Source organism: Leisingera sp. ANG-M1 (assembly GCF_000813745.1).
Lineage (GTDB): Bacteria > Pseudomonadota > Alphaproteobacteria > Rhodobacterales > Rhodobacteraceae > Leisingera.
Window position 1 is genome coordinate 74,206 of sequence record NZ_JWLC01000013.1, and the last position, 25,572, is coordinate 99,777.

Annotated in this window: 23 protein-coding genes; 15 read left to right on the forward strand and 8 right to left on the reverse strand. The window is 61.7% G+C overall.

Annotated features, from left to right (window positions below; all coding sequences use genetic code 11):
* Positions 1-157: 157 nt before the first annotated feature.
* Together RA19_RS11230 and RA19_RS11235 are read left to right on the forward strand one after the other, a co-directional pair.
* The gene (locus RA19_RS11230) at positions 158-805 is read left to right on the forward strand and encodes a L,D-transpeptidase (RefSeq protein WP_039162549.1); all 648 of its coding nucleotides are present in this window, start codon (positions 158-160) and stop codon (positions 803-805) included.
* A 138-nt stretch (positions 806-943) separates the two neighbouring features.
* Complete coding sequence (locus RA19_RS11235) at positions 944-1,126, forward strand: hypothetical protein (RefSeq protein ID WP_024092111.1); 183 nt, start codon at positions 944-946, stop codon at positions 1,124-1,126.
* A gap of 79 nt (positions 1,127-1,205) precedes the next feature.
* Here the strand turns inward: RA19_RS11235 and RA19_RS11240 are convergent, their stop codons facing one another.
* The 3 genes from RA19_RS11240 to RA19_RS11250 form a co-directional block, all read right to left on the reverse strand.
* Positions 1,206-4,208 (reverse strand): aminotransferase class III-fold pyridoxal phosphate-dependent enzyme, encoded by a 3,003-nt coding sequence (locus RA19_RS11240; RefSeq protein ID WP_039162554.1) that lies wholly within the window; start codon positions 4,206-4,208, stop codon positions 1,206-1,208.
* Between the two features lie 71 nt (positions 4,209-4,279).
* Positions 4,280-5,341 (reverse strand): ferrochelatase, encoded by a 1,062-nt coding sequence (gene hemH, locus RA19_RS11245; RefSeq protein WP_039162556.1) that lies wholly within the window; start codon positions 5,339-5,341, stop codon positions 4,280-4,282.
* 111 nt (positions 5,342-5,452) lie between these two features.
* On the reverse strand, positions 5,453-6,268 hold the full coding sequence (locus RA19_RS11250; protein WP_039162558.1) for a methyltransferase domain-containing protein: 816 nt from the start codon (positions 6,266-6,268) through the stop codon (positions 5,453-5,455).
* A 13-nt stretch (positions 6,269-6,281) separates the two neighbouring features.
* Here RA19_RS11250 and RA19_RS11255 point away from each other — a divergent pair, with 13 nt between their 5' ends.
* The 4 genes from RA19_RS11255 (at position 6,282) to RA19_RS11270 (ending at position 8,636) form a co-directional block, all read left to right on the forward strand.
* Positions 6,282-7,010: a ComF family protein gene (locus RA19_RS11255; RefSeq protein WP_039162560.1), complete on the forward strand. Its 729-nt coding sequence runs from the start codon at positions 6,282-6,284 to the stop codon at positions 7,008-7,010.
* 82 nt (positions 7,011-7,092) lie between these two features.
* Positions 7,093-7,350 (forward strand): glutaredoxin 3, encoded by a 258-nt coding sequence (grxC, locus tag RA19_RS11260; RefSeq protein ID WP_039126576.1) that lies wholly within the window; start codon positions 7,093-7,095, stop codon positions 7,348-7,350.
* Positions 7,351-7,365: 15 nt separating this feature from the next.
* Complete coding sequence (locus RA19_RS11265) at positions 7,366-8,196, forward strand: carbon-nitrogen hydrolase family protein (protein WP_039162562.1); 831 nt, start codon at positions 7,366-7,368, stop codon at positions 8,194-8,196.
* Complete coding sequence (locus RA19_RS11270; RefSeq protein WP_039162563.1) at positions 8,196-8,636, forward strand: MarR family winged helix-turn-helix transcriptional regulator; 441 nt, start codon at positions 8,196-8,198, stop codon at positions 8,634-8,636. The genes RA19_RS11265 and RA19_RS11270 overlap by 1 nt, the downstream gene beginning before the upstream one ends.
* A 302-nt stretch (positions 8,637-8,938) precedes the next feature.
* Here the strand turns inward: RA19_RS11270 and ubiG are convergent, their stop codons facing one another.
* Positions 8,939-9,685, reverse strand: coding sequence for a bifunctional 2-polyprenyl-6-hydroxyphenol methylase/3-demethylubiquinol 3-O-methyltransferase UbiG (gene ubiG, locus RA19_RS11275; RefSeq protein ID WP_039162565.1), 747 nt, complete (start codon positions 9,683-9,685; stop codon positions 8,939-8,941).
* 50 nt (positions 9,686-9,735) lie between these two features.
* Between ubiG and pip the strand changes: the two genes are divergently transcribed.
* Together pip and RA19_RS11285 are read left to right on the forward strand one after the other, a co-directional pair.
* Positions 9,736-10,716 carry a prolyl aminopeptidase gene (gene pip / locus RA19_RS11280; RefSeq protein WP_039162567.1) on the forward strand — a complete coding sequence of 327 codons (981 nt, stop codon included), beginning with the start codon at positions 9,736-9,738 and terminating at the stop codon, positions 10,714-10,716.
* Positions 10,713-11,558 carry an ABC transporter substrate-binding protein gene (locus RA19_RS11285; RefSeq protein WP_039162570.1) on the forward strand — a complete coding sequence of 282 codons (846 nt, stop codon included), beginning with the start codon at positions 10,713-10,715 and terminating at the stop codon, positions 11,556-11,558. The genes pip and RA19_RS11285 overlap by 4 nt, the downstream gene beginning before the upstream one ends.
* A 52-nt stretch (positions 11,559-11,610) precedes the next feature.
* Here RA19_RS11285 and RA19_RS11290 read toward each other — a convergent pair whose 3' ends face one another.
* On the reverse strand, positions 11,611-12,549 hold the full coding sequence (locus RA19_RS11290; RefSeq protein ID WP_039162572.1) for a c-type cytochrome: 939 nt from the start codon (positions 12,547-12,549) through the stop codon (positions 11,611-11,613).
* A 131-nt stretch (positions 12,550-12,680) separates the two neighbouring features.
* Between RA19_RS11290 and RA19_RS11295 the strand changes: the two genes are divergently transcribed.
* The 6 genes from RA19_RS11295 (at position 12,681) to infB (ending at position 19,441) form a co-directional block, all read left to right on the forward strand.
* Positions 12,681-13,157, forward strand: a complete 477-nt coding sequence (locus RA19_RS11295; protein WP_152615739.1) for an RNA polymerase sigma factor — start codon at positions 12,681-12,683, stop codon at positions 13,155-13,157.
* The gene (locus RA19_RS11300; RefSeq protein ID WP_039162576.1) at positions 13,154-13,903 is read left to right on the forward strand and encodes an anti-sigma factor family protein; all 750 of its coding nucleotides are present in this window, start codon (positions 13,154-13,156) and stop codon (positions 13,901-13,903) included. The genes RA19_RS11295 and RA19_RS11300 overlap by 4 nt, the downstream gene beginning before the upstream one ends.
* 189 nt (positions 13,904-14,092) lie before the next feature.
* A complete protein-coding gene (gene rimP / locus RA19_RS11305; protein ID WP_039162578.1) occupies positions 14,093-14,683 on the forward strand; it encodes a ribosome maturation factor RimP in 591 nt (196 codons plus the stop codon).
* Complete coding sequence (nusA, locus tag RA19_RS11310; RefSeq protein WP_039162580.1) at positions 14,683-16,299, forward strand: transcription termination factor NusA; 1,617 nt, start codon at positions 14,683-14,685, stop codon at positions 16,297-16,299. The genes rimP and nusA overlap by 1 nt, the downstream gene beginning before the upstream one ends.
* A 26-nt stretch (positions 16,300-16,325) precedes the next feature.
* On the forward strand, positions 16,326-16,946 hold the full coding sequence (locus RA19_RS11315) for an RNA-binding protein (protein ID WP_039162582.1): 621 nt from the start codon (positions 16,326-16,328) through the stop codon (positions 16,944-16,946).
* Between the two features lie 8 nt (positions 16,947-16,954).
* The gene (gene infB / locus RA19_RS11320; RefSeq protein ID WP_039162584.1) at positions 16,955-19,441 is read left to right on the forward strand and encodes a translation initiation factor IF-2; all 2,487 of its coding nucleotides are present in this window, start codon (positions 16,955-16,957) and stop codon (positions 19,439-19,441) included.
* Positions 19,442-20,115: 674 nt separating this feature from the next.
* Here the strand turns inward: infB and mutT are convergent.
* The 3 genes from mutT to RA19_RS11335 are packed head-to-tail and all read right to left on the reverse strand — an operon-like array spanning position 20,116 to position 22,591.
* Positions 20,116-20,514 (reverse strand): 8-oxo-dGTP diphosphatase MutT, encoded by a 399-nt coding sequence (gene mutT, locus RA19_RS11325; protein ID WP_039162586.1) that lies wholly within the window; start codon positions 20,512-20,514, stop codon positions 20,116-20,118.
* Positions 20,511-21,737, reverse strand: a complete 1,227-nt coding sequence (gene argJ / locus RA19_RS11330) for a bifunctional glutamate N-acetyltransferase/amino-acid acetyltransferase ArgJ (protein ID WP_039162588.1) — start codon at positions 21,735-21,737, stop codon at positions 20,511-20,513. Before argJ ends, mutT begins: the two co-directional genes overlap by 4 nt.
* A 2-nt stretch (positions 21,738-21,739) precedes the next feature.
* Complete coding sequence (locus RA19_RS11335; RefSeq protein ID WP_039162589.1) at positions 21,740-22,591, reverse strand: peptidylprolyl isomerase; 852 nt, start codon at positions 22,589-22,591, stop codon at positions 21,740-21,742.
* A gap of 177 nt (positions 22,592-22,768) precedes the next feature.
* Between RA19_RS11335 and secA the strand changes: the two genes are divergently transcribed.
* A complete protein-coding gene (gene secA / locus RA19_RS11340) occupies positions 22,769-25,468 on the forward strand; it encodes a preprotein translocase subunit SecA (protein WP_039162590.1) in 2,700 nt (899 codons plus the stop codon).
* Positions 25,469-25,572 lie beyond the last annotated feature (104 nt).

The following is a 25,572-nucleotide window of genomic DNA, read 5'->3' on the forward strand; positions in this document are numbered from 1 at the left end:
TCCGTCAGTTGCTGACCGGCTTATCCTTCCTGTGGCAGAGGTGCAAACGGGCCGGCAGAAATATGCAGATGCGCCGGCCGGATTGGTTTGCGACTGCGGCTTTCCGGTCATAAAATGCGGCAACCCTGGATCCCGATTGCGCAAGTTGGAATGAGTAATGTCCCGAAACACCTTTGAAAGATTCAGCAGGCGGCAGGTTCTTGCCGGCGGTGCTGCACTGATCTCCTCTCCTGCATTGGCACTGGATGCCAGCGAGCACACGGCGCAGGAGGCTGCCGAGTCTGCGGCACAAGCGCCGGCTTATGATCCGCTGCGGCCGCCGCCGGAACCCGAACCGCCGGTCCAGCGCAATATCTCTGCCTTCCGGGCCAAGTCCTGGACGCCCTATTTCGACAACCTACGTAATGGCGCGATTCTGGTCGATATCGACAGCCGGGCACTGCATTACTGGTCTCAGGACGAAAGCACCTACAAGCTGTTTCCGTCGTCAGTGCCGCTGTCGGATGACCTGACCCGCCGCGGCCGCACCAAGATCGTGCGCAAGGTGGAAGGACCCAGCTGGGCTCCAACGCCGAACATGCGCAAACGCAACCCGGAGTGGCCTGCATATATTCCACCGGGACCCGATAATCCGCTTGGCAGCCATGCGCTGTATCTCAGCTGGAAGTACTACCGGATTCACGGAACCCATGACACCCGGAAGATCGGCCGTAAATCTTCCAACGGTTGCATCGGGCTTTACAACGAACATATCGCTGAATTGTTCAGCCTGGCGAAAGTCGGCACGCAGGTGTTGCTTATTTGACGACACCTGCCTTGGCGCTAAGCTGTTAACTATAACAAGCAATTGCAATCCCGCGTTTTTGCTGGTTAGAAAAAATCACGAGGTAAGTCTTGGGTGCGTGGTTCAGTTGTGTGTTCCGCGCAAATTCTGGAGGTTAACATGAAAAAACTCGTTATCGCCGCTGCGCTGACCGCTGCTGCTTCGACCGCCACTGCTGGCAACCTGTCCGAGCCGGTCGTCGAGCCGCCGGTCATCGTGGAAGAAGCTCAGGGCTCTTCCAGCGGCATCCTGCTGCCGCTGCTGCTGCTGGTCCTGGTTGGCGCAGCTGTTGCATCGAACTAATTTCGATACACGGTTACAGAAAAGGCGGTGGTTTCCCACCGCCTTTTTTGTTGCCTGAAGACTATGGGTGCAGGGGCCGTCAGGCCGCCTCGCCTAGGATTTTGTCCAAGACAGCAATGATCATGCTGGCATCTTCGCCATCAATGGTGAGCGGTGGGCGGATTTTCAGGATGCTGTCCATGGGACCTTCGCTGCCGATCAGGATGCGGTGATCGCGCATGCGGTTCTTGACGTAGGAGCAAATCTCCGTCGCTTCTGAGCCGTCCGGATTGATCAGCTCCAATCCCAGAAACAGCCCCATGCCGCGGACATCGCCGACACAGGCATGTTTCTGCTCAAGCGCTTTCAGACCATCGATCAGTTTGGCACCAATTAACCGGGCGTTCTCCTGCAGGCCCTCGTCGTCGACGATGTCCAGCACTTCCTTGCCGATCCGGCAGGACAGCGTTGAACCGCCGAATGTTGAGAAGAACTCAGGCCCTTTGGCAAAGCTGTCGGCGATTTCCTTGGTTGTGACCAGCACTCCCAAGGGATGGCCGTTGCCGATGGGTTTGCCCATCACCACGATATCCGGCAGCGCGCCCTGGTGTTCGAAGCCGAAGTAGTAGTCCCCAAGGCGGCCAAGGCCAGTCTGCACTTCATCAGCGATGCAGACGCCGCCTGCCGCACGGATTTTCTCGTATACTGCAGGCAAGTAGCCCTTGGGAGGGATAATTTGGCCGCCGACCGAGGGGAAGGTTTCGGCGATGAAGCCGGCAATGCCGTGGCCTTTTGCCTGCAGGCTTTCGATGGCTGGGTCCACGAGATCAGCAAACTTCTGTGTCCGTTCGGGATCGTCCCGGCGGAAGGAGCCGCGGTAGTCATCGGCGACTTCCACCAGCTCGACCCAGTCAGACTGGCCAACGCCGCCGGGCTTGTTGAACTTGTAGGCAGAGATGTCGATCGCGCCGGTGGTGTTGCCATGGTAGCCGTGGTCGGGTGTCACCATGCCTTTGGCACCGGTATGAGCGCGGGCCAGGCGCAGGGCGAGCTCGTTGGCCTCGGTGCCGGAATTCACGAAGAAGCAGACTTCGAAATGATCCGGCAGCTTTGATAGAACTTTCTCCGCAAAGGCAGTTTGCGCAGGGTGCAGATAGCGGGTGTTGGAATTCATCCGCTTCAGCTGGTCAGCGGCGACTGCCTGGATACGGGGATGGGCGTGGCCGACGTGGGGGACGTTGTTATAGGCGTCCAGATAGGGCCGGCCCCATTCGTCGAACAAATGGTGTTTCCAGCCGCGCACCAGCATCACCGGATCGTTGTAGGTGAGGCTGAGGTTGCCACCGAAATGCGCGCGGCGGCCTGCCAGAACTTCGCCTTTGTCAGTGGGGTGGTAGCGGACCTTCTCATCAGGGAGGTTCAGAAGCGCCGCCGGGTTCGGGCAGACCGCGCGCCACATGTACATCTCGTCCGGGTCGCCGACGCCGGGCCAGTCGGCCTCGATTCCCTCGGTGGTCAGGGCTAGCTGGAAATGCACATGCGGGGCCCAGCCGCCGTTTTGGCTGGGATCGCCGAGGCGGCAGAATTCCTGCCCTTTTTCAACCACGTCACCGGGTTTCAGGCGGTCGAGGAACTCGGGGTTCAGGTGGCCGTAAAGGGTGTAGAAAGGATCGCCTTCCGGGGTTTCATGGCGCAGGATGATGACTCCGCCATAGTCCAGATGCCCGGCCCGGTACTCGGCGACAAAAACCTCACCGCGCAGCGGAGCAAACATTGGTGTGCCTGCGGGTGCAAAGGCATCGACGGCCAGATGCACCGTGCGCCGGTCGCTGGCTTTCCACGGCCCCTTGCGGAACGCCGGTTCCGCATAGATCAGCCGCGGTTCGTGATAGTAGCCGAGCCAGATGCGGCCGTTGTCTTCGAACTCATCACCGACTTTGGCAGCTTCCTCCAGCGGCATGTGGAAGGGGTTCTGCGGCCAGGTGGAATGTTCCACCGAGAGCGAGCCCATCGGCGCATAAGCCAGATCCTCACCCATCAGCGAGGCGAAATTGCCGCGCTCTTGCTCCAGCCAAGCCATCACGCGGTCAGCACCTTCCACCACCGGCAGACCGCAGGCGGCGCGCAGCCGGGCGCTTAGCAGGCCGCCGTGCAATGCGGTACCTTCGAGGAACCGCCAGGCAGCTGCCTGCGAGATAGTGACATAGGGATCGTCAGGGTTGTCCGCCGCCATGAGAGTGGAGTTCACCACACTCACCGCCAGCCGCGCCCGCAGCAGCGGCCAGACCAGGTCCAGCTCAGCAGGTGTCAGCGGACAGGTCTCGTGATAACCGGCCACCAGCGCCGACAGCGCCGCTTCAGGCGCAGGGTGGTCCAACACGATATAGGCTGCGGCAATTGCCAGATCGCAGATCCGCGGCGCCGTGCACATGTCGCCCAAATCAATGAGGCCGGATACCTGGCGCGGCGCGCCCAGCTCACCTGCGACCATGATGTTGTAGTCATTGGCGTCGTTGTGGATAGCCTGTTTTGGAAGCTTGCTTAGAACAGGCTCTAACTTGGCAAAATCAGCGCAGATATTTCCCAGGATCGCTCGGCGCGCGGGATCGGAAATGCAGGAGAGCTGATCCGTGATCCAACCCGCGCGCATCAGGTCCCATTTGAAATCACGTTCCAGCCCTTCGTGCTGGAAATCCGCCAGCGCCTTGGCCGACCCGCCCAGAACCTGGCCGATTTCATGGATCAGCGCATCGCCTTTGGGCTCAGCCTTGGCATAACAGCGCCCGGGCAGCTGGTTCAGAAGCCAGACCAGCCGCTGCTTGCCGTCTTCATCTGCGATGGTCAGGAGTGATTGGCCATCAGCCGAGGTGATCACCCGCGGGCAGGGCAGGTCCGGCTGGCGTTCGGCGATATGCTCAAAGGCCTTCACCTGCATATCGACCAGCCAGGTCTCGCAACCGGGGCGCATGGCTTTCAGGATATACCCCCGGCCATCAGCCCCTTTGGCCAGGAAATTCAGGTCGTATTCCCCGTCCAGGCGGGTCAGCTCCGCCTCGATGCCCCAATGCTGTTTCAGGGCGGCCGCCCAATGCGCTAGCGTCATCCAAACTCTCCCCGGTCTGCCGGTGTGCCCGGCGATCCAATATTGGATCCTATTTGGACCGGGACGGGCGTTTAGTCCAGCCAGCCTTTCAGGTTCTGCTCGATTACGCCTGCCAGTGCCGCAACGTGATCATCATCGTCGTTGAGGCAGGGGATATAGAGGAAGTCCTCGCCGCCTGCGTGCTCAAAGCTCTCGCGGATCTCTTCGTTGATCTCTTCCAGCGTCTCGATGCAATCGGCGGAGAAGGCCGGCGCGATCACCGCGATGTTCTTCTTGCCCTCCTTGGCCAGCGTGGCGACGTGATCGACGGTATAGGGTTTCAGCCATTCCTCGGGGCCGAACACCGACTGGAAAGTGGTGGTGATCTGGGTGTCGTCCCAGCCTAGACGCTCCTTCAGCAGCCGCGTCGTCTTTTGGCACTGGCAATGGTAGGGATCGCCCTGCATCAGATAGCGTTTGGGCATCCCGTGGTAGGAGACCACCAGGATATCCGGGCGTTTTTCCGCCGTGGCATAGGCATCCTCAACTGAACGCGCTAAGGCGTCGATGTAGGCGGGCTGGTCGAAATAGGGCTCGATGGTACGGGCGGCGGGCTGCCAGGGCTCTTCCATCAATGCGCGGAAGAACTGATCATTGGCTGTGCCCGAGGTGGCGCCTGCATATTGCGGATAAAGCGGGACAAACAGGATCTTCTGACAGCCGGCCTTCACCATTTCCCGCACCTTGGACTTGGTCGACGGATTGCCGTAGCGCATGCAGAAATCGACCATCACCTGATCGCCGTAGCGCGCTTTCATCACCTCTGCCATCTTGGCGGTTTGGTCTTTGGTAATGGTCATCAGCGGGCTTTCGCCCTTGTCGTGATTCCAGATCGATTTGTAGGCTGCACCCGAGGAAAACGGCCGCTTGGTCAGGATGATCAGCTGCAAGAGCGGCTGCCACTTCCAGGACGGGTAGTCGATCACCCGCTTGTCGGACAGGAATTCGCTCAGGTACCGGCGCATTGGCCAGTAGGAATAGTCATCCGGAGTGCCGAGGTTTGCCAGCAGGATGCCGACCTTCTCTGCTGCGACCCTGGGATGATCGGCAGGAGCGTGAGCAGGGCAATTGGCGGTCTGGGCGGCGTCCAGCATGGGCAGGTCCTGTGGGGCTTGAAATTCGGTGAACGAGAGGAAGTTACTGTCTTTACGGGCGAAAGGCCAATTGGATCACATTGGCGCAGTCATAGGGGCAGGTTATCGGGATCAGAGTTTGGATTCCGGTACTTTCAGCGCATCGGCCAGCCGCATCTGTGCGGAGCCGGGGCGCAAAGGTTTCTGCTGGCTGTCCGAGGGCGACCAGCCGGTGAGACAGACCATCTCGAAGGTAGCGGGCAGGCGTCCTTCGGCATTGGCGAAGTGTTCCCGGTAGATGTGGTCTGCCAGCTGAAACAGAGCGCGCGGGGAGGGTCGTTTTAGGCGCTGGGCAAGGGCGTTGGTCTCGCCCATGCCGCGCAGGTCGTGGATCAGATGCGTGAGGTCGCGGTATTCGGCTGTGAGCGGCACCAGATCAGCCACCGGCAGGGCGAACCCCGCCCGCTGCAGCAGGCCGCCCAGATCGCGGATTTCTCCCATCGGGACAACGCGCGGTGACAGCCCGCCCATCACGATGGTCTCTGCCTCGGCCATGGCGGCGCGCAGCTCGTGCAGGGTCTGGCCGCCCAGCAGGATGACCAGCAGCAGCCCGTCTTCTTTCAGTGCGCGGCGGCATTGGATCAGCTGGCCGACCGGGTCATTGGCCCAATGCAGGCACATGGCATGGATCACAACGTCATGCGCGCCTGCTTCCAGCGCCAGCACATCCTCGTCCGGCACAACTTTGGCTTCGGGCAAGAACCCCTCCCAAACCTCCAGGAAAGGGCTGACCACAGCGGGCGCTGTAAAGGTTCTGTTAACCAGGCTCAGGCGATCCTCGGCCTCATCCCGTGCCATCTGATGCAGGAACAAAGCGTCAGCGCGCCGGCGGGCGCGGCGGGCCGCCAATGTGCGGCGGTCGAAGAGCTGAACGGGAGCTTGTGTCATGGGGGCTATTTAGATGCTGCTGGCCGGGATTCAAACCGCTGTTTCGCTGATTTATCCAGCCCAATGCATAGGCTGCGGCGGGCTGGTCGACAGCGACTTTGGCCTCTGCGGCACCTGCTGGGCGGGTATGCACTTCATCACTGGTACAGTCTGCGAAGGCTGCGGCGTGCCTTTGCCTGGTGAAGCGGATGGTTTCCGGCTGGAATGCGACAGCTGCCTGCGCCACCCGCGGCCATGGAGCCAGGGGCGCTCGGCGTTGCTTTACGAAGGGCAGGGGCGCAGGCTGGTTCTGGGTTTGAAACACGGCGACCGGACAGAGATTGCGCAGACAGCAGCGGGATGGCTGGAACGGTCGGCGCAGCCGCTTCTGCGGGATGATCCGCTGCTTTGCCCGGTGCCGCTGCATTGGACCCGGCTGCTCAAGCGCAAGTATAACCAGTCGGCTCTGCTGGCCGGTGCGCTGGCGAAACGCAGCGGGTTGGAGCATTGCCCCGACCTGTTGCTTAGGACACGCAAGACACCAGCGCTCGAGGGCAAGACGCGGGACCAGCGCTATCAGCTCTTGGGGACGGCGATCACGCCGCATCCGCGTCGGCTGGATCGGATCAAGGGTCGCGTTGTTCTGATCGTGGATGACGTGATGACCTCCGGCGCGACGCTCAGCGCCTGCACCGACGCTTGCCTGCAGGCGGGCGCGGCAGAGGTGCGGGTTGCGGTTTTGGCCCGGGTCACGCAAGCGTGAGGCAAAGGGCCGCCCTCTGGCAATTGTTGCAATGAGACCCCAATTCCTCCAAAACCTTGCAAACCAGATCATGGGGTCCTGAATGAAAACCGTCGAAATCTACACCTCGCCTCTCTGCGGCTTTTGCCACGCGGCCAAGCGTCTGCTGAACCAGAAGGGTGTCAGCTTTTCCGAAGTCAATGTGCTGGCAGAACCGGGCCGCAAGGCCGAGATGATCGAGCGCGCCAACGGCGGCCGCACCGTGCCGCAGATCTTTATCGGCGATACCCATGTCGGCGGCTGCGACGATCTTTATGCGCTGGAGCAGGCGGGTAAGCTCGACCCGCTTCTGGCTGCCTGAACCTGGAGACCTGATATGCGCACAGCTTTGCTGCAGATGACATCCACCGACATTCCGGCTGAAAACCTGGAGACGGTGAAAGCGATGATGGCAGAAGCTGTGCGCGGCGGGGCGGGTTTTGTGCTGACGCCGGAGGTCACCAATTGCCTCTCCGGCAGCCGCACCCACCAGAACGGTGTGCTGTGCCACGAGGAAGACGATCCGACTCTGGCGGCCCTGCGCGATGAGGCTGCCAAGCATGGCATCTGGCTGCTGCTTGGTTCGCTGGGCATCAAGACGCACGACGATGACGGCCGCTTTGCCAACCGGCAGTTCCTGATTTCCCCGGAAGGGGACATCAAGGCGCGCTATGACAAGATCCACATGTTTGATGTGGAGGTCACGCCCGAGGAAACCTACCGCGAATCTGACGGCTACCGCCCGGGTACCCAGGCAGTTGTGGCGGAAACACCCTTTGCCAAAATCGGCATGACCATCTGCTACGATGTGCGCTTCCCGCATCTGCACCGGGCGCTGGCCAAGGGCGGCGCGCAGATCATCACTGCGCCGGCGGCGTTCTCTTATGTGACCGGTGCCGCGCATTGGCATTCTCTGCTGCGCGCCCGCGCGATCGAGACCGGCTGCTTTGTGCTGGCCCCGGCCCAGACCGGCAAACACCCGGCCTCCCGCGGGCCCAGCCGCAAGACCTATGGCCATTCGCTGGCCGTGGCGCCCTGGGGCGAAGTGCTGGCCGATGCGGGCCAGGAACCGGGCGTGACTTTCGTTGATCTCGACCTGGAAAAAGTGGCAGAAGCACGCAAACGCGTGCCTTCCCTGACCCACGACCGGGAGTTTGACGGACCCTGATGGACGAAACCAATTCCTTGGCGGTATCGCTGTTCAGCGAAATACTCATGGCTGACCAGTTGGCCCGGTCACGCCTCAGCAAAGTGCTGCCCAAGGGAATGGAGCTGTCGCATTTCTCGGTGTTGAACCATCTGGCCCGCGCCGGGCTGGAACGCTCGCCTGCACAGCTGGCCAAAGCGTTTCACGTGACCCGCGGCGCGATGACCAACACGCTGAACAAGCTGGAGGTGGCCGGCTATATCCATGTCCGCCCCGACTGGGACGATGCGCGGCGTAAGATGGTAGCGATCAGCCCGGCTGGCAAACAGGCCCGCGATGCAGCGCTGGCCGGGATCATTCCGGTTATTTCCGAAGTGGTGGGCGAGCTGGGCAGCGACCGCGTGCGCGCCACACTGCCAATCCTGCGTGAGCTGCGCGGCAAGCTGGAAGAAAGCAGCTAAACCCTGATCTGGGGATCTAAGTAGCTGAAAAACAAGAAGGACGCCTGCAAGCAGGCGCCCCTCTTCCCCATCAGTCCCCATCAATCCGTGAGTGGCGGTTTCGAAAACCTTTGGGCGGACCCACCAGTAACGGTGGCAAGCATTCACTCAGTTACGGGGCTTGGCCCCACGACAGACCGGAAAATATTCCAAATCCGTTATCTAACGATACCAAGCAGCGCCGGAGTACTAAAGTGCGCATTGGGATTACTACCTATCCTTAAGGATAGAAGATGCGCTTGCTGAGGGAACGAGCGCCGGCTTCAGCCGGGTTTCACGCTGGCGGTTACATAGTTCACCGATAGGTCGCGCTCTGAAATCGACCAGTTCCAGGTGATCGGATTGAACACAAACCCCTTGCGGTCGACCGGATTGAGGCCGGCGTTGCGGAGCAATTCGAACAATTCGTCCGGGGTGATGAATTTGGACCACTCATGGGTGCCGCGGGGCAGCCAGCGCATGATCACCTCGGCACCGACGATTGCCACTGCAAAGCTCTTGGGGTTGCGGTTGATGGTCGAGCAGATCAGCAGCCCGCCGGGTTTAAGCAATTGCTGGCTGGCAGTGAGGAAGCCCAGCGGATCCGCCACATGCTCCACCACTTCCATGTTCAGAACCACGTCGAACTGTTCGCCTGCCGCGGCAAGGGCCTCGGCGGTGGTGTGGCGGTAGTCGATCTCCAGACCGGACTGCTCGGCATGGATGCGCGCAACCGGCAGATTGCCCTCAGCGGCATCGGCACCGATCACGGTGGCGCCCAGACGCGCCATCGGCTCACTCAGCAGCCCGCCGCCGCAGCCGATATCCAGCAGGCGCAGGCCTTCGAACGGGCGCTGTGACGTCAGGTCGCGGCCGAACTCGCCGGCGATCTGGCTGGTGATGTAATCCAAGCGGCACGGGTTCAGCATATGCAGCGGCTTGAACTTGCCGTTCGGATCCCACCACTCCGCCGCCATCGCCTCGAATTTGGCGACTTCCGCAGGGTCGACTGTGGATTGATGCGCTTGCATTCCTGTCTCCGTGTGCTCTTTTGTAGTCTGACGTTTCACTAAGGTCAGTAATGGATAGATACCCGGACCAAAAGCGCGCTGTGCATTATCTTTACCCGCCGGTCGAGCCGTTTGACCAGCGCATGATCGACGCAGGCCAGGGCCACCGCATATATGCCGAGCAAAGCGGCAATCCCAGTGGCATTCCAGTGATCGTGTGCCATGGCGGTCCCGGCGGCGGCAGCAGCCCGGCGATGCGGCGGTATTTCGATCCGGATGTTTACCGAATCATCCTGTTCGACCAGCGCGGCTGCGGCCGCTCGCGCCCCTATGCGTCCTGCGAGGACAATACCACCTGGCACCTGGTTGCCGACATGGAGCTGATTCGCCGCCAGTTCGGCATCGAGTCCTGGATCCTGTTCGGCGGCAGCTGGGGCGCGACCCTGGCACTGATCTATGCCCAGACCCACCCGGACCGGGTGCAGAACATCATCCTGCGCGGCGTCTTCCTGATGACCAAGGGCGAGCTGGACTGGTTCTATGGCGGCGGGGCCGGCAAGTTCTGGCCCGAAACCTGGGCTAAGTTCGTGTCTCTGGTGCCGGATTCCGAACGCGGCGACATGATCGGCGCTTACAACAAGCGGCTGTTTTCCGGGAACCTGGACGAGGAAGTGCGCTTTGGCCGGGCCTGGTCGGCCTGGGAGAATGCACTGGCCTCGGTGCATTCCAACGGCCAGAGCGGCGACAGCCCCGGTGATTACGCCCGCGCCTTTGCCCGGCTGGAAAACCACTATTTCATCAATCACGGCTTCCTGGACTATGACGGCCAGATCCTCGCCAATATGGGGCGGATCTCGCATATTCCGGGCGTGATCGTGCAGGGCCGTTATGACATGATCTGCCCGCCTTCCTCTGCCTGGAAATTGAACGAGCTGTGGCCAAATGCGGAGTTGAAGATGGTGCGCAATGCCGGCCATGCTTTGTCGGAGCCGGGAATCAGCGCTGAGCTGGTCCGGGCGATGGACCGGATTGCAGGGGAGCTTGTCCGATGACGCGCATCGACCGCCGCGCGCTGTTTACCTCGGGTGCTGCAGCCGCCTTGCTGGCGGCGGCCGGCGGGTCGGTCAATGCTGCGCCCAAGGCGGGCGGCGTGCTGCGTCTGGCGGTGCCGCGCGATGGCGGCATGCTGGAGCAGGCGGCCCGCGGCGCGGTCTATGACACGCTTACTGAAATTGCCCCTGACGGGCTGCTGCGCGGAGAGCTGGCCACGGCTTGGCACTCCACAGCGGATGCCAGGAGCTGGACCTTTGACTTGCGCGAGGGCGTGGCGTTCCACGATGGCGCACCGCTGACGGCTGAGGACGCCGCTGCTTCGCTCACATCCCAGGGCATTGCTGGAGCAGACGTGCAGGCCGTCACTGCGCTGGGCAGTCGGCAGTTGCTGGTCGAACTGGCGCAGCCCAATCCGCATCTTCCCTATCTGCTCGCCGGCGCTGATCAGATGATTGCCCCCGGCGGCGAGTTGCCGGTTCCGCTGGCCGAGGCCGTTGGCACCGGCTGCTACAAGGTGGAGCGCGGTCAGGAAGGCCGTCACTTCCGTGCCTCTAAAGTGGCTGATCACTACAAATCCGGCACGGCCGGCTGGGCGGATACGGTCGAGATTATCGTGATCCCTGACGCTGCTGTCCGCGCCGAAGCGCTGCGCGATGGGTATGTCGACGTGGCCGCTTTGCCGGAACCGCGCGGCCTGCTGAAACGGGGCGAGTTCCTGTATTATCCCTCGTCCAGCGATATGGCGCTGGCGGCCCGGCACACCGTTGGCATCCCCCGCAAGGTGGGCCAGCGCGCACCGCTGGACGATGGCCGCATCGCCGAACGCTGGTGGCTGGCCTAGGCACGCAGTTTGGGGGAGGCCTTTTGGCGGCCATCCCCCCTGCTCGATACTCTCAGCTTTCCTGCCGGATGTAGGCGATCACATTCTGGATATCCTCATCCTTTTTCAGCCCGCGGAAGCCCATGCGGTTGCCGGGCACCACGCCCTTGGGATCGGCCAGGAAAGCAGCCAGCTGGTCTTCGCTCCAAGTCAGCTTGGCCTCTTGAAAGGCGCCTGAGTATTTGAACCCGTCCACCGCGGCAGAGCCGGTGCCGATGATGCCGTGCAGGCTGGGGCCCGCGCCGTTCTTGCCTTCGTCAAAACTGTGGCAGGCCTGGCATTTGCGGAACACCTTCTTGCCCTTGGCCGGATCGCCGGCCAGTGCAACCTCGGCCTGTTCCTGGGTGGGCGCAGCCTGTGCCGTGTCGCCATCGCTTTCAAAGACAAAGCGGGCGGTCACCGGCACGGTACGGGTAATGCCAGAGAGCTTGGCCAGCTCCTGCAGAATGTCGACGCCTTTGGTGAGCCCCGCGTCCTCAACCCCCAGAAACAGCAGGTCGTTGGTCGAGACCATCACCTTGCGCTCCGACAGGCGGGCCACGAACATTTCTGTTTCCACTGCAATTTCGCGGCCCAGAAGGCTCAGTTTGCCTTCCACGTCCGCAACCATGGTGCCGCCGGCGGGCAGTGCCTCCAGCGCAGCCATGTCGACCTGTGCCGTCAGCGTCGCCTCAGCCGTACCTTTGAACACATGTTCGATCATCCGTTCGTTGCGGATGTCGATGAAGGTCTCCACCGACGGCAGCGAGATCGACACTTTCACCATGCCGTCCTTGCTCACCGTGCCGGACAGCTCCTCGAAACTGTTCACTTCGCCGACGCTGTCCTTCTTGATCGAACCATATGCAAGTTTGGAGCTGGCGCCGTCCAGCACCCAGCCGCCTGCCAGCGCTGCCTGGCCTGCAAAAACCAGCGCTGCAACAGAAACGCCACGAAACAGTGAGTTGAGCATCCTATATCCTTCCGATTATCAATGTTCTTGTGGCGCGGTTATTTGGCCGGCCCTGAGATCAAAACACGGCGGGAGCGCGGATTATTCGCTGGTTCGGCAAAAAAACGGCTGAGGATGAGATCCGGGAGGGGATAAGCCCCCTTTACCCGCGGCTGTGGCGGTTCTGCCTGATGCAGACCGGGCGGCGGGATCGGGCCGACGACCTGGCGCAGATGACCTGTCTGCGCGCGCTGGAGAAACATGCGGGCTATCAGGCAGGCACGCATCTGGACCGCTGGCTGTTCCGAATGGCCCACCGGCTATGGCTGAATGAGCTGCGTGCAACCGCGGTGCGCACCGGCGGCGGGCTGGTGGCGCTGGAAGAAACCGAAATCCCGGATCAGCGCGCAAACACAGAAACGAATATTTTTGCCCGTGAGGTGTTTTCAAAGATAGGGGAACTGCCCGAAAGCCAGCGGGTCACGGTTCTGCTCGTCTACGTCGAAGGCTTTGCCTACAAGGAGGCGGCGGAAGTCCTGAATGTCCCCATCGGCACGGTGATGAGCAGGCTGGCAGCTGCCCGCAAGAAGATCGCGGCAGAGCTGTCGGAAACGGAGACGGGAACATGAATGAAGCGCAAGCGGCATTCACAGACGAAGAACTGACGGCCTATCTTGACGGTGAGGCCGATGCCGGTCTGCGTGACCGGGTTGAGCTGGCGCTCACCTCCGATGCGGCTTTGGCGCGGCGGCTGCAGGCGCTTGACTTGCCGGTGGCGGCTTTGCGCGATGCGTTCTCGCCTGAAGCGCTGGGCGCACCGCAAATGCCCGAGACGCTGATTCCTGCTCCACGTGAAACCCGTGCGCCGCTGCGGCTGGTGGCCGGGCTGGCGCTGGCCTTTGGCCTGGGCGTGCTTTCCACCTACCTGCTGCAGCCGGGACCGCCGCCCGCCAAGGCGCCGGGCTGGAAGGCGGTCGTTGCCTCCTACCAATCGCTCTATATAACCGACACGGTGGCAAATGCGGTGCAGTCGCCGGATGCGACCGCCGAAGTGCTGGCTGGGTTCGGCAGCGGCCACGGCGTTGACCTGTCCCCGGCGCAAACCGTGGAAGGTCTGGAGTTCAAGCGCGCGCAGCTGCTGGGCTTCAAGGGCAAACCTCTGTTGCAAATGGCCTATCTCGGCCCGGACGGCGTTCCGGTGGCTTTCTGCATCACCCGCTCCTCCGGCGATGACAAGCCGATGCAAAGCGAGCTTCTGGCGGGCATGGCCGCGGCTTCCTGGGTCAGCAACGGCGTTGGCTACCTGGTGATCGGCGGCCAGGATCAGGGCTTTGTCGATGCCATTGCGGAGGACATCCGCGGCAAGCTGGGCTGACTGTCAGCTGTGCCTTATCTGCCCGCATCTCACGACCCCCTTGCAGATTCGCCCAAACCCGCCTATATGCCTTTGACAACAGCGGCGCGTTGAACCTCTGGCTCAAGGCTCCACCGGGAATTTCGACGGGCCGCGCGCCCGTTTTTTTGTGTTTGCAGGCCCGGCCTGCGCGCTCCAAGTGGAGGTCTGATGACCAACGACCTGATTGCCAAAGCTGCCATCGACCGGCGCCTGGCCGAGATCGTCTCTCCGGTGATCGAGGATCTGGGCTATGAGCTGGTGCGGATCCGGCTGATGTCCGGCAAGGCGACAACGCTGCAGATCATGGCCGACAAGCCCGAAGGCGGCATCGAGGTGGATGACTGCGCTGCGATCTCGAACGCGGTCAGCGCGACCCTGGATGTCGAGGACCCGATCATCGACGCCTATGCGCTGGAAGTGTCGAGCCCGGGCATTGACCGCCCGCTGACCCGGCTGAAAGACTTTGACATGTTCGAAGGCTACGAGGCCAAGCTCGAAACCGAAGAGCTGGTTGGCGGCCGCCGCCGCTTCAAGGGCGAGCTGGCAGGCACTGAGGACGACGAGGTTCTGATCAACATCGAGGATCAGGGCCAGCCTGTGACCATCGGTCTGAAATTCGACTGGCTGAGCGATGCCAAGCTGGTTCTGACCGATGAGCTGATCAAGGAAATGCTGCGCCAGCGCAAAGAGGCCGGCACGCTGAACGAAGACGCATTCGACGAAATCGAGACCGAAGAGTCTGACGAGGAGAACAAGTAATGGCGATCACCTCTGCAAACCAGCTGGAGCTGTTGCAAACCGCTGAGGCCGTGGCACGCGAAAAGATGATCGACCCCGGTCTGGTCATCGAGGCGATGGAAGAGAGCCTCGCCCGCGCAGCCAAGAGCCGTTATGGCGCCGAAATGGACATCCGCGTGTCGATCGACCGCAAAACCGGCCGCGCCACCTTTACCCGCGTGCGCACCGTGGTTGCCGATGACGAGCTGGAAAACTACCAGGCCGAGATGACCGTCGAGCAGGCGCGCCAGTACATGGCGAACCCCGAGGTCGGCCAGACCTTTGTCGAGGAAGTGCCGCCGGTGGAAATGGGCCGGATCGCGGCCCAGTCGGCCAAGCAGGTGATCCTGCAGAAGGTCCGCGAAGCAGAGCGCGACCGCCAGTACGAGGAATTCAAGGACCGCGCCGGCACCATCATCAACGGCCTGGTCAAGCGCGAGGAATACGGCAACGTCATCGTCGACGTGGGCGCCGGCGAAGCCATCCTGCGCCGCAACGAGAAGATCGGCCGCGAAAGCTACCGCCCGAACGACCGTGTGCGCTGCTACATCAAAGACGTGCGCCGCGAACCGCGCGGTCCGCAGATCTTCCTGTCGCGCACCGCGCCGGAGTTCATGGCCGAGCTGTTCAAGATGGAAGTGCCGGAAATCTATGACGGCATCATCGAGATCAAGGCGGTTGCCCGCGACCCGGGTTCGCGCGCCAAGATCGCGGTGATCTCCTATGACGGCTCGATCGACCCGGTTGGCGCCTGTGTGGGTATGCGTGGTTCCCGCGTGCAGGCCGTGGTGAACGAGCTGCAGGGCGAGAAGATCGACATTATCCCGTGGAATGAAGATCAGCCGACCTTCCTGGTGAACGCACTGCAGCCCGCCGAGGTCTCCAAGGTTGTTCTGGATGAAGAAGCCGGCAAGATCGAAGTTGTGGTGCCGGAAGAGCAGCTGAGCCTGGCCATCGGCCGCCGCGGCCAGAACGTGCGCCTGGCCTCGCAGCTGACTGCCCTCGACATCGACATCATGACCGAGGAAGAAGAATCGGCCCGCCGCCAGAAGGAATTCGAGGCGCGCACCAAGCTGTTCATGGAAACCCTGGACCTGGACGAGTTCTTTGCCCAGCTGCTGGTCTCCGAAGGCTTCACCAACCTGGAAGAAGTCGCCTATGTCGAGCTGGACGAACTGCTGGTCATCGACGGGGTTGACGAAGGCACCGCCGAGGAACTGCAGGCCCGTGCCCGCGATTACCTGGAAGCGCAGGCCAAGGCAGCGATCGATGCAGCCCGTGCCCTGGGCGCCGAAGACAGCCTGATCCACTTCGAGGGGCTGACTCCGCAGATGGTTGAGGCTCTGGCCAAGGACGACGTTAAGTCGCTGGAAGACTTCGCCACCTGCGCCGACTGGGAACTGGCCGGCGGCTGGACCAACGACGGCGGCGAGCGGATCAAGGACGACGGTATCCTGGAGCCCTTCGGCATGTCGCTGGAGGAAGCGCAGGATCTGGTCATGACCGCCCGCATCACCCTGGGCTGGGTCGACCCGGCCGAGCTGGAAGCGGAAGCGTCCGAGGACGAAGACGCTGGCGAAGAGGAAGGCGAGGCCTGATCCCAGGCTTCGAACAGGAGAGCTGAATGACACGCGGCGGCGCCACAAAAGACCGGTCCGAAGGCAGCGAGCGTAAATGCATCGCAACCGGGGAGATCGAACCCAAACAGGGCCTCATCCGGTTTGTGATGGGCCCTGAGGGTCAGGTGTTCCCGGATGTCATGGGCAAGCTGCCGGGCCGTGGCGTCTATGTGTCCTCCACCCGTGAGGCGCTGGAAGCCGCGGTAAAGAAGAAACTGTTTGCCCGTGGTTTCAAGTCGCAGGTGCAGCTGCCTGAAAACCTTGTAGGTGACGTCGAACGCCTGATTGTCCGCCGCCTGGTCGAGCTGATCAGCCTGGCGCGCAAGTCCGGCGACGCGGTGGCCGGCTTTGAAAAGGTCAAGGACTGGCTCTACAAGGAAGACGCCAAGGTACTGATCCAGGCTTCTGATGGCTCCGGGCGGGGCAAGTCGAAGCTGAGCACGCCTTACAAGGGCAAATTTATCGGCTGCCTCACGGCGGACGAGCTGGGAATGGCATTTGGGCGCCAAACTGTGATACATGCCGCCGTCGCCTCTGGCGGACTCAGCAAACGTGTTGTAGATGAGGCGCAACGACTGCAAGGTTTGCGCGAAATGGTGGGCGGCATCGGCCGCACGGAAGGATAAAGAGCTTTATGAGCGATAGTGACGGCAAAAAGACACTGGGTCTGCGTGGGGGTTCCCGTCCGGGGAACGTGAAACAGAGTTTCAGCCATGGACGGACCAAGAATGTCGTAGTGGAAACCAAACGCAAGCGCGTTGTGGTTCCCAAGCCGGGTGCAGCCAAAGGCGGCAGCGGTGCTGCACCGGGCGGCTCCGGATCCCGCCGGCCTGCCGGTATCAGTGACGCGGAGATGGAGCGCCGCCTGAAGGCGCTGCAGGCTGCCAAGGCACGCGAAGCAGAAGAAGCCGCGCAGCGCGAAGCCGAGGAAAAGGCCCGTGCCGAAGAGCGTGAGCGCCGCCGTGCCGAAGCGGAAGCCAAGGAACGCGAACAGCGTGAAGCTGAAGAGCGTGCCAAGGCCAAGGCAGAAGAAGAAGAGCGCAAAAAACGCGAAGCCGAGGTAGCCAAGGAACGCGCTGCTGCCGCCGCCGCTGCACCTGCGCCCGATGCACCCAAAACTGCCCGCCCTGTGCCGAACAAGCCAGCCCCGTCCGCGACCCCGCGCAAGTCCGACCGTGAGCGTGATCAGCGCCCCGGCCGCGGCAAAGGGCAGGACGATGGCCGCCGCTCTGGCAAGCTGACTCTTGGTCAAGCCACCGGCGGCGCCGGCAACCGCCAGCGCTCAATGGCCTCGATGAAGCGTAAGCAAGAGCGTGCGCGCCAGAAAGCCATGGGCAATCAGGTCGAGCGTGAAAAGATCATCCGTGACGTTCAGCTTCCGGAAACCATTGTGGTCTCCGAGCTGGCCAACCGGATGGCAGAACGCGTCGGCGAAGTTGTAAAATCGCTGATGAACATGGGCATGATGGTCACTCAGAATCAGACCATCGACGCCGACACCGCGGAACTGATCATCGAAGAATTCGGCCACAAGGTGGTGCGGGTCTCTGACTCTGACGTTGAAGACGTGATCAAAGAGGTCGAAGACAAGGACGAGGACCTGAAGCCGCGTCCGCCGGTGATCACCATCATGGGCCACGTCGACCACGGCAAGACCTCGATCCTGGATGCGATCCGCAACGCCCGCGTTGTGGCTGGCGAAGCCGGTGGCATCACCCAGCACATCGGCGCCTATCAGGTGAAGACCGAAAGCGGCACCACGCTCAGCTTCCTGGATACTCCGGGCCACGCGGCCTTTACCTCGATGCGTTCGCGCGGTGCGCAGGTGACGGACATCGTGGTTCTGGTTGTTGCCGCGGACGATGCGGTCATGCCGCAGACCATCGAAGCCATCAACCACGCCAAGGCCGCCGAAGTGCCGATGATCGTGGCAATCAACAAATGCGACAAGCCGGCCGCAGACCCGAACAAGGTCCGCACCGACCTGCTGCAGCATGAAGTGATCGTGGAGCAGATGTCCGGTGAAGTGCAGGACGTCGAAGTTTCGGCGCACACCGGCCAGGGCCTGGACGAACTGCTGGAAGCCATTGCGCTGCAAGCGGAAATCCTGGAACTGAAAGCGAATCCGAACCGCGCCGCCCAAGGCGCTGTGATCGAGGCGCAGCTGGATGTGGGCCGCGGTCCGGTCGCTACCGTTCTGGTTCAGACCGGTACCCTGCGCCAGGGCGACATCTTTGTTGTGGGCGAGCAGTACGGCAAGGTCCGTGCGCTGATCAACGACAAGGGCGAGCGCGTCAAAGAAGCCGGCCCCTCGGTCCCGGTTGAGGTCTTGGGTCTCAACGGCACCCCGGAAGCAGGCGACGTTCTGAACGTGACCGAAACCGAAGCCCAGGCGCGCGAGATTGCCGCCTACCGCGAGCAGGCCGCGAAGGACAAACGCGCCGCTGCCGGTGCTGCGACCACGCTGGAACAGCTGATGCAGAAGGCCAAGGAAGACGAAAATGTCTCCGAGCTGCCGATCCTGGTCAAAGCCGACGTGCAGGGTTCCGCCGAAGCCATCGTTCAGGCGATGGAAAAGATCGGCAACGAGGAAGTGCGCGTGCGCGTGCTGCACTCGGGTGTTGGCGCGATCACCGAGACCGACGTTGGCCTGGCGGAAGCCTCCGGCGCGCCGATCATGGGCTTCAACGTCCGTGCCAATGCCTCGGCCCGCAACACCGCCAACCAGAAGAGCGTCGAGATCCGCTACTACTCGGTGATCTACGATCTGGTGGATGACGTGAAGGCCGCGGCCTCGGGTCTGCTGTCCGCGGAAATCCGCGAGAACTTCATCGGCTACGCGCAGATCAAGGAAGTCTTCAAGGTCACCGGCGTTGGCAAGGTTGCCGGCTGTCTGGTTACCGAAGGCGTTGCCCGCCGCTCGGCCGGTGTGCGCCTGCTGCGCGACAACGTGGTGATCCACGAAGGCACGCTGAAGACCCTGAAGCGCTTCAAGGACGAAGTTGCCGAGGTTCAGTCCGGTCAGGAATGCGGTATGGCGTTCGAGAACTACGACGATATCCGTCCGAACGACGTGATCGAGATCTTCGAGCGCGAGGAAGTGACCCGCACTCTCGACTGATCCGTACGGAGAATGACAAAAAGAAACAGGCCCCGGCAGATATGCCGGGGCCTGTTTTCTTTGAGCCCGGGGGGGATCGATGGCTCAAGGCTGATTTCGTGCAGCAGCTAAACGAAGCGCTTGCCTGGGCGGAACATTTTCTCTGGCGCTGGTGGTTCTCAGGTCAGGCCCTTCGCTGCTGCCAAACTACTATGCCTTGGCGGCTGCCGTAGGGAAAGCTGACTGGAAGGTGGTCTCCCAGGTTCAAAACGGTGGGGCCCTAACCGGAAGTGCAGGGTGCTTCTCCGCTCAATAACATGCCATGGCACTGGAAAAGGGCAGCCGGGAGAAGCTGCCCTTTCCGCCTGAAAACCGTGAGTGGCGACTCAGGCGGCCGGTGAAACAGGGCGGCCTTCGTATGTTTTTTTGCCGACCCGCACCGCTATTTTCCCGTCCGGGAGTGCTCGTATGAAGATGCCCTGAACCAGTGAGAAGCTTCCCACAGTAATTGTCCGAAACATGGCCGTCTCCTGCCTGTGTACAATTCCGGGTGGTGGTTGCGAACGTCCTCTAATGTTTGAAGAGAATGATTAACAAATCGTTCACTGGCCGAATCGCTGCAGTCAAACGTCCGGAAAAGTGCCTGGATTTCGTCAGGGTAGTGATGCGGCCCCAGGGAGCAGGGCCGCAGCGGCTCAAAGCCAATCGCGCAGGATCGGGATCAGCGGGATGTCAGCCGGCGGCATCGGATAGTCGCGCAGATCCTGCGGCCGCACCCATTTCAGTGTCTGACCCTCTTTGGCTTGCGGAATGCCGTCCCATTTACGGCAGGCAAACAACGGCATCAGCAGGTGGAAGTCCTCGTAGGAGTGGCTGGCAAAGGTCAGGGGCGCCAGGCAGGAGGTCCAGGTATCGATCCCCAGCTCTTCGTGCAGCTCCCGGACCAGTGCGGCCTCCGGGGTTTCGCCGGGTTCAATCTTGCCGCCGGGAAACTCCCACAGGCCGGCCATCGACTTACCCTCTGGCCGCTGCGCCAGCAGCACACGCCCATCTACATCGATGAGCGCGACTGCGGAAACCAGAACCACCTTCACGACCGGTAATCCGCGTTGATAGAGATGTACTGATGAGTCAGATCGCAGGTCCAGACGGTAGATTTTCCGTTACCCAGGCCCAGATCCACCTTGATGGTAATCTCTTGCTTCTTCATCTCGGCTGCGCCCAGCTCTTCCTTGTAGTCCGGCGACACCCAGCCTTTTTCTGCTACAAGAGCATCGCCAAAGGAAATTGACAGCAGATCCCGATCGGCCGCGGCGCCGGATTTGCCGATCGCCATCACCACGCGGCCCCAGTTGGGGTCCTCGCCGGCAATGGCGGTTTTGACCAGCGGAGAGTTGGCAATGGCCAGCCCGTGCACCTTGGCATCGGCATCGGAGGCTGCGCCGGTGACTTGGATTTCCACGAATTTGGTCGCGCCTTCGCCGTCCCGCACCACCTGATGCGAGAGGTCCAGCATGACCTTCTCCAATCCGGCAGCGAATTCTGCATTGCCGGTGGCGTCCACTCCTGAGGCGCCGGTGGCGCACAGCATCAGGCTGTCCGAGGTCGAAGTATCGCTGTCCACGGTGATGCAGTTGAAACTGCGGTTGCAAATCTCAGCCAGCTGCGCTTGCAGGGCAGCCTGCTCCACTTTCGCATCGGTGAAGATGTAAACCAGCATTGTCGCCATATCCGGCGCGATCATGCCGGAACCCTTGGCAATGCCGGCAATCCGCACCGTCCGGCCGCCGATCTCGACCTCAGCCGCAGCGCCCTTGGCAAAGGTGTCGGTGGTCATGATCGCTTTGGCTGCGTCTTCCAATGCGGCCTCAGCCAGCGCGCCATTCAGCTCGCCGATTTTGGCGACGATCCGGTCATGCGGCAAAGGCTCGCCGATCACGCCGGTGGAGGCGGTAAAGATCCGCTCTCCGGGCAGGCCAGTTGCATCCGCCACAGCCGCAGTGATCTCAGCCACCGAGCTTTGCCCATAGTGGCCGGTGAAGGCGTTGGAGTTGCCCGAGTTCACCAGGATTGCCGCGCCGGTATCTGTGGCGCCGCCCAGTTTTGCCTGGCAGTCCAGCACCGGCGCCGAACGGGTCTTGGACCGGGTGAAGACGCCGGCCACCGCGGTGCCCGGGTCCATCACAGCCAGCATCACATCTGTGCGGCCCTGGTATTTGACACCGGCTGCGGCGGCAGCAAAACGCACGCCCTTGATAACCGGCAGATCGGGAAAGCTGGCCGGGGCCAGGGGAGAGACAGGCATCGTTCCGCCCATGATCAGTTCCTTACCAGGCTGAGGTCTTTGAGAATGGCCGGATCCAGGTCTTCGATCTCGCTCTGCTCGATCTCGGCAGCGGCCGTCAGCTCATTGACTCGGTCCTCAACTGCTTTCTGGCGCAGCTCATCGGCGAGCTGGGCCCGCACCTCGTCGAACTCGGGGGCTTCGGTCTTGCGGCGTTCGTGCAGAAGAATCACGTGCCAGCCAAACTGCGTCTGCACCGGGCCGGACACCTCGCCGGATTGCAGCTTCAGTACTGCCTGTTCAAACTCCGGCACCATGCGGCCGGTGGTGAACCAGCCCAGATCGCCGCCGTTCGGGCCAGAGGGGCCGGTAGATTTCTCTTTGGCCAGCGTGGCGAAATCGGCGCCGGCATCCAGTTCTTTCTTTACGTCCAGGGCATCTTCTTCGCTGTCGACAAGGATGTGGGCGGCGTGAAACTCATCTCCGCCGTCGCCCGAAGAATATTTCTCGTCATAGGCGGCGCGCAGTTTTTCCTCGGTGCTGGCCTTGGCCATGATCATCTCGATCACATTGGCGGCCAGCATGGCGCGTTCTTCGTTTTCAACCGACAGCTGCACATAGTGGGGCACCTCCCCGTGCAGCTGTTGTTTCAGGGCGGTTTGCTGGATCAGCTGGTCGAGGATGGCATTGTAGAGCACTTCATCAGGCAGCTGCTTGTATTGTTCAGGCAGGTTTTCGCGCGCCATGACCATGTGGCCAATGGTGATCTCCTCGCCGTTGACCGAAGCGACCACCGTATTGGCGTGCGGAGCTGCTGCAGCAGCCAGCGGAAGCGCCGCACAGGCCGCCACCGCAATACCGCGCAGAAAAGTGAGACCTTTACGCATTGAAACCTTCCTATTCCATGGCCGCAAGGGGGCGTGCCGTTGACACTCAATACCCTGCCGCTTACATCGCCTTGAGGCCATTGGCAGGACCGTCTTTGCACCATTGTTTATGGGTTGCGGACACGGCGGGCAAGCCTGCCCGGTGCAAAGGCCGCAGATAGGATCGCTGGAGAAAATATGCTGGGTTTCGGAACACTCGCCAAAAAGGTTTTCGGCACGCCGAACGACCGTAAAATCAAGGCGACGCGGCCGCTGATCGCGCAGATTAACGGGCTGGAAGAGACGTTCGAGAAGCTCAGCGATGAAGGCCTGATCGAAAAAACCGAAGAGCTGCGCAAGCGGGCACTTGGCGGTGAAAGCCTGGATGCGCTGCTGCCCGAGGCCTTTGCCAACGTGCGCGAAGGAGCCAAGCGGGCACTGGGCTTGCGTGCTTTTGATACCCAGCTGATGGGCGGGATCTTCCTGCATCAGGGTAACATTTCCGAGATGAAAACCGGCGAGGGCAAGACCCTTGTGGCGACCTTCCCGGCCTATCTGAACGCGCTGACCGGCAAGGGTGTGCATGTGGTCACGGTGAACGAATACCTGGCCACGCGCGACAGCGAATGGATGGGCAAGGTATTTGCCCAGTTGGGCATGACCACCGGCGTGATCGGGTCGAACCAGCCCGATGCCGAGAAAATGGCCGCCTATGGCTGCGATGTGACCTACGCGACCAATAACGAACTGGGCTTTGACTACTTGCGCGACAACATGAAGCCGTCGCTGGAGCAGGTGTTCCAGAAGCAGCACAATTTTGCCATCGTCGACGAGGTGGACTCGATCCTGATCGACGAGGCCCGCACCCCGCTGATCATCTCCGGCCCCGCCGAGGACCGGTCCGAGCTTTACTCGACCATCGACAAGGTGATCCCGCTGCTGGCGGAAGAGCACTATGAGGTGGACGAGAAAACCCGCGGTGTGACCTTTACCGAAGACGGCAACGAATATCTTGAGCAGAAGCTGCGCGAGCATGGCCTGCTTGAAGAAGACGCTTCGCTGTATGATCCGGAAAGCACCACGGTTGTTCACCACGTGAACCAGGCGCTGCGCGCTCACAAGCTGTTCCAGCGGGACAAGGATTACATTGTCCGCGACGGCAACGTAGTGCTGATCGATGAATTCACCGGCCGGATGATGCCGGGCCGCCGTCTGTCCGAAGGTCTGCACCAAGCTATCGAGGCCAAGGAAGAGGTGGATATCCAGCCGGAAAACACCACACTGGCCTCGGTGACCTTCCAGAACTATTTCCGCCTCTATGACACGCTGTCCGGCATGACCGGCACTGCGATGACCGAGGCCGAGGAATTTCAGGAAATCTACGGCCTCGGTGTCGTCGAAGTGCCCACCAACCGCCCGATTGCACGGGTGGATGAAGACGATCAGGTCTACCGTACCGCCCGCGAGAAATACGAGGCGATGATCAAGGAAGCCAAGGTTGCCCATGAGAAGGGCCAGCCGGTTCTTCTGGGCACCACCTCGATCGAGAAGTCCGAGCTGCTGAGCCACCTGCTGCAGCAGGAAGGCATTCAGCACAACGTGCTGAACGCCCGCCACCACGAGCAGGAAGCCCAGATCGTCGCCGACGCCGGCCGCTATGGCGCGGTGACTATTGCCACCAACATGGCCGGCCGCGGCACCGACATTCAGCTGGGCGGCAACGTCGAGATGAAGGTGCTTGAAGCCCTGGCCGCCAGCCCCGAGGCCGACCCGGCCGAGCTGCGTGAAGCGGAAGAAGCCAAACACGCTGAGGAAAAGCAGAAGGTGCTGGACGCAGGCGGGCTTTTCGTGATGGCGTCCGAGCGCCACGAAAGCCGCCGCATAGACAACCAGCTGCGCGGCCGTTCCGGCCGTCAGGGCGACCCGGGCCGCACTCGCTTCTACCTTAGCCTTGAAGACGACCTGATGCGCATCTTCGGCTCAGAACGTCTGGACAAGCTGTTGTCCTCGCTGGGCATGAAAGAAGGCGAGGCGATCATTCACCCTTGGGTGAACAAATCCCTGGAACGCGCCCAGGCCAAAGTCGAAGGCCGCAACTTCGACATGCGTAAGAACGTGCTGAAATTCGATGACGTGATGAACGACCAGCGCAAGGTGATTTTCAGCCAGCGCCGCGAGATCATGGCGTCCGAGGACTTGTCCGAGATCACTGACGACATGCGCCACGAGGTGATCGACGACCTCCTGGACACCCATATGCCGCCCAAAACCTATGCCGATCAGTGGGATACCCAGGGCCTGCAGGAACAGGTCCGCGAAATGCTGTCGATCGACGCGCCGGTGGCGGAGTGGGCTGCCGAGGAAGGCGTGGATGATGAGCAGATCCGCGAGCGGCTGGTCGAAGCCTCCGACACGATGATGGCTGAGAAGGCCGAGGCCTTTGGCCCGGAAAACATGCGCAACATCGAAAAACAGGTGCTGCTGCAGACCATCGACAAGAAATGGCGCGAGCACCTGCTGACCCTGGAGCACCTGCGCTCGGTTGTTGGTTTCCGCGGCTATGCGAACAGGGATCCGCTGAACGAGTACAAGAATGAGAGCTTCCAGCTGTTCGAAAGCATGCTCGACAGCTTGCGCGAGGAAGTATCCCAGCAGCTTAGCCGTGTGCGCCCGATGACTGACGAGGAGCAGCAGCAGATGCTGATGGAGATGGCGGCCCGCCAGGCAGCCATGCAGCAGATGGCTGCTCAGCCTGCTGCAGCTGAAGCATTGGCTGAAGATCCGGCGCCGGGTTTCGTCGAGGATGACCCGTCGACTTGGGGCAACCCCTCACGCAACGACAAATGCCCCTGCGGCTCGGGCAAGAAGTTCAAGCATTGCCACGGCAGCCTCGTTTGAGGCCGTGACAGGCATCTGGAGGGGCTGCCGCTAGGCACCGGTACCGGTTTCCGGGCATTGCAGGAGGCTCCCGCCCGTCGCAGGACTTTTGAAAAGTCCGCTCC